Below are 13002 nucleotides of genomic sequence, written 5' to 3' on the forward strand. Positions count from 1 at the left end.
AATAACAAACGCAATCAGGGCCAGTTTGACACTAATTGCGTTTAATTGTAAATGTATAGGGGATAGTTGTTATTATCTAACAACCTTAGTATAAAACAAGTTAAGTTTAATCCGGTAAGGGGATGATGTATCATAGCCTACGGCTATAGTTCGCCCGTCAACCTGTGCGGTTGGTGTAACAGATATCGAATTTGTAGGCACTATCGGCGCTATAAACATACCATAATCATTAGTTACTCCGCGTAGCAGATCCTCAACATAGCCGGTGATGAGGAAATGATAGCTTTGCTGTTGTTTTATATAAAAACCTGCAGAAGTAGCTGCGTCAAAATAACGTGGGTCGCGCTGGGCCTGGTCTTGTATAAGTATAGGCGTATGGGCTATGTCCCAGCGGTAGATACCCAATTTAGGTAACGGTGCAAAAGGTATAGTTGAGCCTGGTGCAGCAGTAACAACCAATTCGGCGCGGTTAACAATCACATCGCTGCCAACAGTTTTTAGGATATTTTTAAGGTATGGAAAACTTATGCGGCTTTTTAACCCGCCTAAGCTCTGTAAATAAAATGTTTTGCTGTTACTTTTATCGGCGAGTGCAGCGTTTATGGTAGCAGAATGAACATGTTTAATTTCGGCCGCGTGCATGGTGCTTGGCAAAGTTAATATCCCTGTGTCAATGACCGTTCCGTTAGTGTTTCTGTAATAAATTTGTATAGCTGCTGCCGAATCTAAATTAAACATAAATGTTCCACCGGGGCCAGACTGATCCTGAGCTAAAGTAACATATAAACCTTTAACATTGTTTCTGAATACCAAATTTGAGCCCAGTTGCACAGAAGGCGCGTTAAAAAGTATTTTATTTACAAAAGCGGTGCTGATAGGTATACGCAACTGGGGCGGAGACTTAACCGCAGTATCAGGGCCGCCGGCAACCGGGTTAACTATCTTAATACTGTCGGCCGTTCTTGAGAAAAACGATTTGGTGCCCAGTAAAGTAGATTTGTCAACTGCCCAGGTTTTACTGCTGTAATAGTTTTGGCTGGCATACATGCGTTCGCCAAGCTGGTAAACATTGGCTTTGTATCTTGATGCGATAGAATCGCCAAAGAATGCATTAGGCGAATAACGTAATACTAAAACTGCCGAGTCAAGGTCAAAAGTACCATAAGGTAAAGTATAGGCGTCTCTGCCGGGCAGGTTAAGGTCCATAACCAGATTTGACTCGGTTGTGCCGAATACCGGGTCTTTGAAATAACCCAGCGGGGTTTGCGAAAGCCCGTTAGTGACTATGCTGTCTTCGCGGATAGTATTAACTACAATGGTTGACGTGTCTACGAGGTTACCTTGAATTTGGTTAGACGAAATAACACCTAAACCAATCGTGTCCTGATTTTTGCACCCATTCAAAATAAAAAGACTTATCAACAGCGTTAATAAGTCTAGTCTTATAAATTTCATATTATCGATCTCTCAATGCTTATACAACGTTCGCCAGCTCTTCGGTGGCAATTTCGTCGTAAAAATTGTAATAATTTTCGAAATCTGCGGTAGAATTAAATTCCAGAACCGATTTTTGGCTGTTTTTAACATTATTTAACACATCCCCGTCGATATTCTCACCTGCGAGTACAATAGCATCGCTGTATTGAATAGCGCCTTCGTATAAAGCAGTATTAGTGCCGGCTTTATAAGGTGCAGTATGTTTTTCGGTCATGTTACCCATAACCGCTTTTTGAGAAAAATCAGCATTTAACGCATCTTTAAAGTCATTTTCATAAATAGAGTAAACTATTTTTGAATGCTTAAAAGTAGGGTCGTCTTTATAGGTGGTTTTTAAATAAGCAGGCACTAATGCGCTCATCCAGCCGTGACAGTGAATAATGTCTGGCGCCCAACCCAATTTCTTTACCGTTTCTAATGCCCCTTTGCAAAAGAAGATCATACGCTCATCGTTATCAGCGTAGAATTTGCCATCCTTATCCTCAAATACATGCTTGCGCTGGAAATACTCTTCATTATCCAGAAAATAAACCTGCATACGTGCAGCCGGGATAGATGCAACTTTTATGATCAGCGGATTATCGTTATCATTAATAATAATATTCATGCCCGATAGCCTGATCACTTCATGAAGCCTGTTCCTGCGCTCATTAATATTTCCGAAACGGGGCATCAGGATACGTATTTCGTAGCCTTTTTCCTGCATCGCCTGCGGCAGCTGACGTGTTATTTCAGAAATTTTAGAGAGTTCAAGGAAAGGTGACATTTCATGAGTTATAAACAAAAGCTTAGATTTACTCATCTCCAAATCAGAATTTAAATTATGTAACACCTCAAAAAATTTGAGTTTGCAAATATAAGCATTATATATGAACTATCAATCAATTATGCAAGTAGTTTTGGTATTTTTATATCATTTATGCAACTTCGCCCACTTTTGTAATCTATAATATTGAAAAACTTCAAAAAAAGGGCCGATCTGCAGCAATATCTGGCAGGTTTAAAAGCCGCCGGCGCTGTTATAACCTTTGTGCCTACCATGGGCGCCCTGCACCTGGGGCATTTGTCGCTGATAGAGCAGGCAAAGCAATTAGGGGACGTTGTGGTGTGCAGCATTTTTGTCAACCCCACGCAGTTTAATGATCCTAAAGACCTGGAGATATATCCACGCCCTATACAGGACGATATTAAAAAACTGGAAGCAGTTAACTGCGATGTCTTGTTTAATCCTGAAGTTGCTGAAATGTATGCCGGCAATGAAAAATGGCATTTAGAGATCGGTGGGCTTGAGGAGTTATTGGAAGGGAAATTCAGGCCGGGACACTACCAGGGTGTTACCCAGGTGGTGTATAAATTATTTGATATTGTTAAGCCGGACATAGCTTTATTTGGACAAAAGGATTATCAGCAGTTTTTGGTGATTAACCGGATGGTTGATGTATTAAACCTGCCTGTTAAGCTGGTGATGTGCCCCATAGCCCGCGAGATGGATGGCCTTGCCATGAGTTCGCGGAATATTCACTTAACTGCAGACGATCGCAGGCACGCGCTTATCCTTTCACGGACTCTAAATAAGATAAAACAAAGCTTCGACCCCGAAAAAATAGATCAACTAAAGCAACATGCCGAAGCTGATATAGCTGCGGAGCCGGGTGTTACACCTGCTTATTTTGAAATAGCAGATGCCGAAACGCTGCTGGCTGCCAATAAAAATACTAAGAAAGTAGTTGCCCTGGTAGCCGCAACGGTTGGGAAAACCCGGTTGATTGATAACGTGATTATTAAAGACTAGTGGTTGAAGTGTAAACATCAGGCCTGCTTTTGCTGAGTAGCGTTTACCATCGCAAAGTCAACTAATCTTCAATCTTTGCTCTTTAATAACTAAAACCACTAATTTTGCACCATGATTATTGAAGTATTAAAATCAAAGATTCACAGAGCCCGGGTTACCCAGGCCGAGTTAAACTACGTTGGTAGTATAACTATTGATGAAGATTTGATGGATGCGGCAAACATAATTGCCAACGAGAAGGTGAATATTGTAAACAATAACAATGGTGCCCGTTTTGAAACCTATGTAATTAAAGGCGAGCGCGGCAGCGGTACTGTATGCTTAAATGGCGCCGCCGCAAGGTTAGCGCAGGTGGGCGACATTGTGATCATTATGTCCTATGCCCACATGGATATGGACGAGGCGCGTAATTATCAGCCTTTATTGGTTTTCCCCGACCCTGATAATAAGCTTTTAAAGTAAGCGTAACTCTTTAATAGCTAATATGCTATAATAATATTTAGATGGCCTTAATTGTTAAGGGCTGTTAAATAATTTCGGGTGAATAATTTAATCCATAATTTAGCGTTTTGGCTGCAGACCAATTTATTAATCGGCCATCTATTAATAGACATATGATGAAAAAGCTACTTTTTGTTTGTTTAAGCGCCATTGTATTTAGCGCTTGTGTTAAAAAGAAGAATGAAGTAACCGGCACTACGCACGTACGGTTTGTAAATGCCATTTCAAATTCTTATACCCAGGATGTTTATGTTAACGGTTCGTTGGTTTACGGTGGTAAACTGAGCGAAGGCAGTCAATCACCATATATTGATTATACTGCAGGCCTTAGCAATATCGGCCTAAGCAATACCGGCACTACCGATGCCAACATTTTGTTTAGTTACGGCACAACTATAGGCGAATATTCAACCGTTTTCTTTTTCCAGGATTTCGATCATGTTTTAGTTGCCGGAGGTATAAAAGACAATATGACCGCACCCCCTACAGGAAAAGCCAGGGTGCGCTTTGTAAATTTGGACAATTATTCGCAAACCTCATTCAAAATGGATATTGCCGGCGGCAGCAACTTGTTTCAATCGCTGGTGTTTGCAACAGCGTCTCAATATTTTGACGTTGATCCGGGTACCAAATTTACGGCCACTGCCGTTTCTGTTAAAGACCCTTTAACTATTGATATTAATCCGCAGGCAGGTAAGATCTACACGGTTTGGATGGCAGCTGATTCTGTTGAGGATTTGCATGCTCACGCTTTTATTCAAAATTATTTTTAACTTATTAAAGCCCCGTATGAAAGATGCCTGGTGATCAACCCGATCACCAGGCATCTTTATTTTTGACAACATGGAGAATAAGCTTTTTAAAACCAAACACACTTTTTGAAAAAAAGCGCAAAAAATAGCTATATTAATTCTATCTTTGCACCCCGACGCTGGGGTCGGAAAAACCTGCTAACAGCGCATAGTATTTACAGTTCATAGTCGATAGTCGGTAGCCGATAGTCCAAAGTCGATAGTCAGTAGTCAACAGCCCATATAATCAGTTACCTGGGCAGGCTCAAGGCTCAAGACCCAAGACTTAAAACTCAGAACTCAAGACTTTGGGCTCAAGACTCAAGACTTAAAAAAACTATGCCAAAAGACACCTCCATTAAACACATCCTGATTATCGGTTCTGGTCCTATTATTATTGGTCAGGCCTGCGAGTTTGATTATGCCGGTTCGCAAGCATCTTTGTCGCTAAAAGACGAAGGTATTACGGTATCTATTATCAACAGTAACCCGGCAACTATCATGACAGATAATGTTATTGCTGATCACGTATATCTGTTGCCGCTTACCTGCGAAAGCATTGAACAGATTTTAACCGAGCAAAAAATTGACGCTGTATTGCCTACTATGGGTGGCCAGACTGCGTTAAACCTTTGTATTGAAGCGGACGAGCGCGGACTTTGGAAAAAATATGATGTACGTATCATAGGTGTGGATATAGCTGCCATCGAGAAAACCGAAAACCGCGAAGAGTTCCGCCGGTTAATGGTTGACATTGGCGTAGGAGTGGCTAAGTCGAAAATTGCCAACTCCTTCCTTGAAGGTAAAGAAGCTGCGCAGGAAATTGGTTTCCCGCTGGTTATTCGTCCAAGCTATACATTAGGTGGTAAAGGCGCGGGCTTTGTACATAAAAAAGAAGATTTTGACGCAGCCTTAAGCCGCGGTTTGCAAGCATCGCCAACCCACGAGGTTTTGGTAGAGCAAGCTGTTTTAGGCTGGAAAGAATATGAGCTGGAGTTGCTGCGCGATAGTAATGATAACGTGATCATTATCTGCTCTATCGAAAACTTTGACCCGATGGGTATCCATACCGGCGACTCAATAACCGTGGCGCCTGCCATGACCTTAAGCGATCGTTGTTACCAGGAAATGCGCAACCAGGCTATTAAGATGATGCGAGCCATTGGTAATTTTGCAGGTGGTTGTAACGTGCAGTTTTCGGTTAACCCGGAAAATGAGGATATCATCGCTATTGAGATCAATCCGCGTGTATCGCGTTCATCGGCACTGGCATCAAAAGCTACCGGTTACCCCATCGCTAAAATTGCGGCTAAACTGGCCATAGGTTATAACCTTGACGAAATTGAAAATCAGATCACCAAAACCACATCGGCATATTTTGAGCCAACGCTGGATTACGTGATTGTTAAAATACCACGCTGGAACTTTGACAAATTTAAAGGCGCTAACCGCGAGTTAGGTCTGCAAATGAAATCTGTAGGTGAGGTGATGGGCATTGGCCGCAGCTTTATCGAGGCGTTGCAAAAAGCCTGTCAGAGTTTGGAAATTGGCCGTGCCGGTTTAGGTGCCGATGGCAAACAAAGCCGTAACCTTGACGAGATCATGCACAGTCTGGAGCATCCAAGCTGGGATAGATTGTTCCATATTTATGATGCCATGAGCTTAGGTGTGCCGATGGAGTCTATCCGCAAGGCAACTAAAATTGATCGCTGGTTTCTGAACCAGATACAGGACATTGTAAACCTGGAAAACGAATTACGCAGATATTCGATCAATAACATCCCTGAGGATTTCTTATATACGCTGAAACAAAAAGGTTTCTCTGACGCCCAGATTGCTTACATTTTGCATAATGATACTACCGAGGAGGATGTTTATCAGAAACGAAAAGAGCTTGGCATAAAACGCGTTTACAAAATGGTTGATACCTGCGCGGCCGAGTTCCCTGCTAAAACCCCTTACTACTATTCAACTTACGAAGGTGAGAATGAGTCGATAGTATCAGACAAGAAAAAGATCATTGTACTAGGCTCTGGCCCCAACCGTATTGGTCAGGGTATTGAGTTTGACTATAGCTGTGTACACGGCTTACTGGCCGCTAAAGAATCGGGCTTTGAAGCCATCATGGTTAACTGTAATCCTGAGACCGTATCAACCGACTTTAACATGGCCGACAAACTGTACTTTGAGCCGGTATTCTGGGAGCACGTTCGCGAGATCATCGAGCTGGAAAAACCTTACGGGGTGATTGTGCAGTTGGGTGGACAAACCGCCCTGAAGATGGCCGAGAAAATGCACGAGCACGGCATACGTATCATCGGCACATCATTCGATAATATGGATATTGCCGAAGACAGAGGACGTTTTTCTGATCTGTTAAAAGAGCTGGGAATTCCGTATCCAAAATATGGCGTTGCCGAAAGTGCAGAAGAAGCGCTGGTTGTGGCAAACCAGGTAGGTTATCCGGTACTGGTGCGCCCAAGTTACGTATTGGGCGGGCAAGGTATGAGCATTGTGATTAATGATGAGGACCTGGAGAAAGCCGTAGTAAGCCTGCTAAAAAATCTACCGGGTAACCGCGTGTTGATCGACCATTTCCTTGATCGGGCATCTGAGGCCGAGTCTGACTCCATTTGCGATGGCGAGGATGTACACATTATTGGTTTAATGGAACACATTGAGCCGGCCGGCATCCACTCGGGCGATTCCTATTCAGTATTGCCACCATTTGATCTGTCAGAAAACGTGATCGAAAAGATGGAAGAGTACACCGGCAAAATTGCCAGGGCATTAAACGTAAGTGGCTTGCTGAACATTCAGTTTGCTATCAAAAATGAAGATGTTTATGTCATCGAGGCTAACCCGCGTGCGTCGCGTACAGTGCCGTTCATCGCCAAAGCATACGATGTGCCTTACATCAACATTGCTGCGAAAGTAATGCTGGGCGTGAATAAACTGAAAGACTTTAACATCGTGCGCAAGCCAAAAGGCTACGCCATTAAAGAACCGGTGTTCTCTTTCGATAAATTCCCTGACGTAAACAAGGAACTGGGGCCTGAAATGAAATCAACCGGCGAAGCTATCCGCTTCATCCCCGATCTGGAAGACCCATATTTCAGACACTTATACAAAGAAAAGTCAATGTACTTGAGTAAATAAGCGAAAAGCTGAAAGCTAAAAGACCAAAACAAAGTTGTTTTGGTCTTTTTCATTTGAGGCTTTTAGCTTAGCTTCTGCTTTAAGCTATTTGTCCACTACCAATCCCTTAACCTCAAACGTCAATCTTTTTTTAGGATTTGTCCTTACCGTATGCTGTTTTTTGCCAGATACGGTATCGCCCGCAAAGTGTTGAAGATCGTCCGCCAAAAACTGTTTTGCAGCCACGCCCTCAGCAATGATGGTTTTACCTTTAAGGTTTACGGGGATAGTGATCCCGTAGTTTTTAAAATGAGCGGCTATACGCTTACCGCCGCCGGCATCAATATCAAACCATCCACCTTTTGCTTTAATTACTTTAGTCACCCGCCCGCGGATTGTAACGTTAATTCTGGTTTTCTTTGCCATGTATGTCTCTAAGCGGGTAGCTTCAATAACTTCTGTGGCCAAGGGTTTGCTGCCAAAAACGGTTCCATGCGGTAATGCAACATGTTGGGCATAAGCACTTACAGAAAAAAACAGGACGACAAGCAAAAAGCGGTATTTCATAACGGCAGTATTTGTTTAATGAACAAGATTTTAAAAGCTTGGTTTTAAAACGCCACACTAATAACGCATCGCAGGGCGTTTTAGGCTGTATTATGTTAATAATTGTTAAAAAGCGTATGGTTTACCCTGCCGGTTAATCAAATAAGCGCTAATGAAATTATATTTAGAAAATATTCGTTCAGTTGGCTGTCGCTAAATAACAGATTAGTTTTAAAGCCGTAATAAACTATCTTTGCAACTGCGTAAGTTTTGACATCGGTAATGCCCGGCAGTAGGATAGGACGAACAGACGTAACACAGAATATTACACACATGAAAAAAACGCTACAAGGCTCTTTTTTAATTTTTCTTTTTATTGCTGCTATAGCAACAATTACCGGATGTAGTAAGGATAAAGCGACGCTGGCGGTACCTACAGTAGAAATAAATCCTATTGTGCGGGGACTAACATCAACCACTATTACGGTTGCCGGCCGTGGCACAGCGGCTAACATCATTAATGAGAACGGTATCTGCTTTAGCCCTGCCAATAAAACACCCACTATCGCTGACATCAAAGTAACCGATACCGTTGGTGGCCGTTGGGAAGTAAACCTTACCGGCTTAAACCCCGGCAGCACTTATTATTTCAGAGCTTATGCGACAAATGATGCCGGCACCGGCTACAGCGACGTTTTAACAATTACTATGCCATCTAACAACGCTGTTCCGACAGGTACGGTTGTAACATTTGCCGGCAGCGTTTCAGGAACCGGGGGGTATGCCGAAGGGACCGGAACCGGCGCGCTATTTAACGGCCCGCAAAATATCACTTATAACCCGCTGAATAGTTTATTATATGTTAGCGATACCTACAACAACGCTATCAGAACAATTACTACAGGTGGTGCCACGGCTACTATCAATGTATCGCCAATTGGTTATGCTGACGGAGCACTAAGCGCAGCAAGTTTCTATGGTCCGCGCGGCATGTCTTTTGACGCTCAGGGCAACGCCTATGTGGCCGATTTAGGAAATAACATTATTCGTAAAATATCAACTACCGGTACGGTAAGCACCATTGCCGGCAACACTATTTCAGGCTATGTAAATGGCGATGCTGCCAAGGCTGAATTTTATAATCCAACCGCTACTGTTGTGGACCCGTCAGGTAATGTTTACGTGGCAGATCGCACTAACAACCTTATCCGTAAGATAACGTCTTCCGGTATTGTCAGCAAATTTGTTGGTTATGAAGCTAAAGGTGGTTATTCGCAAATAACTGTTCCGGGATATCTGGACGGCGATGCTTCGACTGCAATATTTAACTATCCGGTAGCATTGGCTATGGATAACGCCGGCAATATTTATGTAGCCGACTATAAAAACAAGGCTATCCGTAAGGTTACTGCAGCAGGTAATGTTACTACATATGCAGGCGGGTTAAATTACCCCGACCTTATAGGTAACCCGTCAAGCCTTGCTATAGATGCACAAGGCAATATGTTTATTGTTGATAGTAATGGGCGTATCCTTGAAATTACCAATCAAAAAGTATTGTATGTACTTGCAGGAGCTTCTGGTACCACCGGGTTGCAGGACGGCGTAGGTGCTGCAGCACGTTTTAGTAACCCGCAATCTATAGCTATCGACGGCCAGGGCAATTTATATGTCGCCGATTATAACAATAACGTTATCCGCAAGGTTACAGTAGCAGTGCAATAAAGCCTGCTGCGCCTCCCAACCCTCCCGCAAGGGAGGGCTTATCACTTTTGTTTAAAGCCGCTTTCAGAAGTCTCCCCTGCCGGGGGACATTTAGAGAGAATTGCCGACTACCCAAAGAGTAATTCAAAAACATCTTCGATATTCGCTACCATTTTAATGTCAATGGTATACCGCGACAGATCCATACGTTTTTTGTCTTGTGCTGCAGACGGCATGTTGTATTTAGAAATATAGATCTGTTCGAAGCCTAGTTTCTGAGCCTCGGCGATGCGTTGCTCCACCCGGTTTACGGCTCGTATCTCGCCGGATAAACCAATCTCGCCTGCAAAACAGGTTTTAAATGGAATAGGTATATTTTGGTACGAGGATATGATCGCAGCAGCCAGGCCCAGGTCAATCGCCGGGTCTTCAACCTTGATACCGCCTGTAATGTTCAGGAAAACGTCCTGCGCGCCCAATTTAAATCCGCAGCGTTTTTCCAACACAGCCAACAGCATACTCATCCGTTTGGCATCAAAGCCATTGGCGTTGCGTTGCGGTGTACCATAAACCGAGGTGCTAACTAATGCCTGGGTTTCAATAAGCATTGGGCGCATGCCCTCTAACGTTGCCGATATGGCTATGCCGCTCAAGGCTTCATCGCGTTGCGATAACAATATTTCTGAAGGGTTGGACACCTCGCGCAAGCCTTCACCCAGCATTTCGTAAATACCCAGTTCAGAAGCCGAACCAAAACGGTTTTTCACTGTGCGCAGAATGCGGTAAACATGATGTCTGTCGCCTTCAAACTGTAAAACAGTGTCAACCATGTGTTCCAGTATTTTAGGCCCTGCAATAGCTCCATCTTTGGTGATATGGCCTATCAGGAACACGGGGGTTGCGGTTTCCTTGGCAAAACGCAGTAACTCGGCGGTGCACTCACGTACCTGCGATACGCTCCCCGGTGTCGATTCAATATGTGCAGAATGCAATGTCTGTATAGAGTCGATCACTACCAGATCCGGCTCCAGTTCTTCAATCTGCTTAAATATATTTTGGGTCGACGTTTCTGTGAGTATAAAGCAGCCCTTATTTGTTTCAGAGCCATTTTGATTTTTAACTTTTGATTGTTGACTGGTCGACTCATTGATCCTTTCCGCTCTCATTTTGATCTGTTTCTCGCTTTCCTCGCCGGATACATAGAGCACTCTGACGTTGGGCATGTTAAGCGCCAGCTGCAGCATCAGTGTTGATTTACCAATACCCGGTTCACCGCCTATCAGTACCAATGAGCCGGCAACAATGCCACCACCCAGTACCCGGTTAAATTCTTTGTCCGGCGTAAACAAGCGGTCTTCCTCAGTAAAAGTGATGTGGGCAACCTCAACCGGTTTGTTAGACCGTTGGGTACTGGTGCTGTTGCTCACTTTCCAGGTGGGTACAGCTTTAGGATCTTTTTCGATGATCTCTTCGACAAAAGTATTCCATTGCTGGCATGACGGACATTTGCCCAGCCACTTAGCCGACTCAAAGCCACAACTTTGACAAAAATATGCGATCTTACTTTTAGCCATTTAATTAATTTGCTGATGTGCAAATGTGCAGATTAAATCGGCATCAACAAAACATTTTGCTAAATTAGTTAGCAAAGCTCGCGCCGGATTAACTGTAAATTTAGCATAGTAACTGCATAAATGTCAGGGCGCTGGGTGATAAACGGGCTTTAGACTGGCTTACAGGCACTTGGAATGCTTTTTGAATTACCCGTTTTAAATAAGAAATTTATAACATGAATCATTTAACCTTTATTTTGGGATATATTTCGATGGGCCCTGCCTGGTTATTGATGATAGCCATAGCTTTAATAAGCCTGATTGTACAATGGCGTTTTAAAAGCAAGTTTAATGAATATTCGCAAATAGCTTTAATGTCAGGCCTTTCGGGTCAGGAGGTAGCTGAGCGTATGCTACGCGACAACGGAATTTATGATGTCGAAGTAATTTCTGTCGAAGGGCAGTTAACAGACCATTACAATCCAGAAACTAAAACGGTAAACTTAAGCCCGGATGTGTATAACAGCCGAAGCGTTGCGGCTGCCGCGGTTGCTGCGCACGAGTGCGGTCACGCTGTTCAGCATGCTGCCGGATATAGCTGGTTAGGCTTACGTACCGCTATGGTACCTATTACCAATGCTGCGTCAACACTAATACAGGTGACGCTGTTTATAGGGGTAATGCTGTTGATTTTTGCAAATAGCCCTATTGTTTTGGCGATAGGTGTAGCCGGGCTGGCTATAGTAACTATATTTGCTTTTATTACTTTACCGGTAGAGTTTGATGCCAGCCGGCGGGCATTGGCCTGGTTAAACAACAATTACACGGTTATGCAAACCCGCGACGAGCACCAACAGGCCAAAGACGCCTTATGGTGGGCCGCCATGACGTATGTAGTCGCCGCGTTGGGCTCGTTAGCAACGCTGTTATATTATGCTTCAATGCTGAATAATCGTCGCAACTAAGCCTAGCCTGGTTAAACATTCGGTATAAATAACCTACTGTTTTAAAAGTAAAGGAGCAGAGAGTTATAAAAAAGTTGATCAGGATTATATCTTGCCTCCGCGGTTAATTCATCCTGTAAGGCGCAATTAAATAAAACTCGGGGATGTGTACGTCAAACATGGCGTTGTCAAGCAGGCGCATCATGTGATATTCGCCTTTCATGCTACCCATGTCGGTCTTAAGGTTACAGCCTGATACATATTCATGCGAGCTGCCCGGTTCAATTACCGGCTGCAGGCCAACTACGCCATCGCCTTCAACTTCGCGCTTGGCGCCGTTCGAATCAAATATATACCAGTGGCGACTCATCAGGCGTACTGCGTAGTCGCTCATATTTTCAATACTAACTTTATAGGCAAACATAAAATGATCGTTTGCCGGGTTTGAGTATTCGGGCTGATAAATGGTTTCAACCGACACCTTAACCCCGTCTGTTATAAACGTAACCATATGACATGTACTCGTTTAAGTAAAT

11 protein-coding genes are annotated in these 13002 nt (G+C 43.5%); 6 read left to right on the forward strand and 5 right to left on the reverse strand.

What is annotated here, in order from left to right; translation table 11 throughout:
• Positions 1–72: 72 nt before the first annotated feature.
• Both ABD772_RS13005 and ABD772_RS13010 read right to left on the reverse strand, forming a co-directional pair.
• A complete protein-coding gene (locus ABD772_RS13005; protein ID WP_345105101.1) occupies positions 73–1455 on the reverse strand; it encodes a DUF4270 family protein in 1383 nt (460 codons plus the stop codon).
• A gap of 19 nt (positions 1456–1474) precedes the next feature.
• Positions 1475–2299, reverse strand: coding sequence for a glycogen/starch synthase (locus tag ABD772_RS13010; protein ID WP_345105104.1), 825 nt, complete (start codon positions 2297–2299; stop codon positions 1475–1477).
• Positions 2300–2449: 150 nt separating this feature from the next.
• Between ABD772_RS13010 and panC the strand changes: the two genes are divergently transcribed.
• From panC to carB, 4 genes are all read left to right on the forward strand, one after another.
• Positions 2450–3289 carry a pantoate--beta-alanine ligase gene (gene panC / locus ABD772_RS13015; protein WP_345105106.1) on the forward strand — a complete coding sequence of 280 codons (840 nt, stop codon included), beginning with the start codon at positions 2450–2452 and terminating at the stop codon, positions 3287–3289.
• A 111-nt stretch (positions 3290–3400) separates the two neighbouring features.
• On the forward strand, positions 3401–3751 hold the full coding sequence (panD, locus tag ABD772_RS13020) for an aspartate 1-decarboxylase (RefSeq protein ID WP_345105108.1): 351 nt from the start codon (positions 3401–3403) through the stop codon (positions 3749–3751).
• A gap of 155 nt (positions 3752–3906) precedes the next feature.
• Positions 3907–4563 carry a DUF4397 domain-containing protein gene (locus tag ABD772_RS13025; protein WP_345105111.1) on the forward strand — a complete coding sequence of 219 codons (657 nt, stop codon included), beginning with the start codon at positions 3907–3909 and terminating at the stop codon, positions 4561–4563.
• Positions 4564–4920: 357 nt separating this feature from the next.
• Positions 4921–7740: a carbamoyl-phosphate synthase large subunit gene (gene carB / locus ABD772_RS13030; protein ID WP_345105113.1), complete on the forward strand. Its 2820-nt coding sequence runs from the start codon at positions 4921–4923 to the stop codon at positions 7738–7740.
• Positions 7741–7824: 84 nt separating this feature from the next.
• On the opposite strand, the gene ABD772_RS13035 is transcribed toward carB, so the two are convergent.
• Positions 7825–8286: a DUF4920 domain-containing protein gene (locus ABD772_RS13035; protein ID WP_345105115.1), complete on the reverse strand. Its 462-nt coding sequence runs from the start codon at positions 8284–8286 to the stop codon at positions 7825–7827.
• Between the two features lie 312 nt (positions 8287–8598).
• Between ABD772_RS13035 and ABD772_RS13040 the strand changes: the two genes are divergently transcribed.
• Positions 8599–9990, forward strand: a complete 1392-nt coding sequence (locus ABD772_RS13040) for an NHL repeat-containing protein (protein WP_345105117.1) — start codon at positions 8599–8601, stop codon at positions 9988–9990.
• A gap of 107 nt (positions 9991–10097) precedes the next feature.
• Here the strand turns inward: ABD772_RS13040 and radA are convergent, their stop codons facing one another.
• Entirely contained in the window at positions 10098–11543 is a 1446-nt protein-coding gene (radA, locus tag ABD772_RS13045) for a DNA repair protein RadA (protein ID WP_345105119.1), read from the reverse strand.
• Positions 11544–11758: 215 nt separating this feature from the next.
• Here radA and ABD772_RS13050 point away from each other — a divergent pair, with 215 nt between their 5' ends.
• Entirely contained in the window at positions 11759–12487 is a 729-nt protein-coding gene (locus ABD772_RS13050; protein WP_425562831.1) for a zinc metallopeptidase, read from the forward strand.
• Between the two features lie 103 nt (positions 12488–12590).
• On the opposite strand, the gene apaG is transcribed toward ABD772_RS13050, so the two are convergent.
• Positions 12591–12977, reverse strand: coding sequence for a Co2+/Mg2+ efflux protein ApaG (apaG, locus tag ABD772_RS13055; protein ID WP_345105121.1), 387 nt, complete (start codon positions 12975–12977; stop codon positions 12591–12593).
• Positions 12978–13002: the final 25 nt, after the last annotated feature.

The sequence above is a fragment of the Mucilaginibacter panaciglaebae genome, assembly GCF_039539265.1.
GTDB classification, from domain to species: Bacteria; Bacteroidota; Bacteroidia; order Sphingobacteriales; family Sphingobacteriaceae; genus Mucilaginibacter; species Mucilaginibacter panaciglaebae.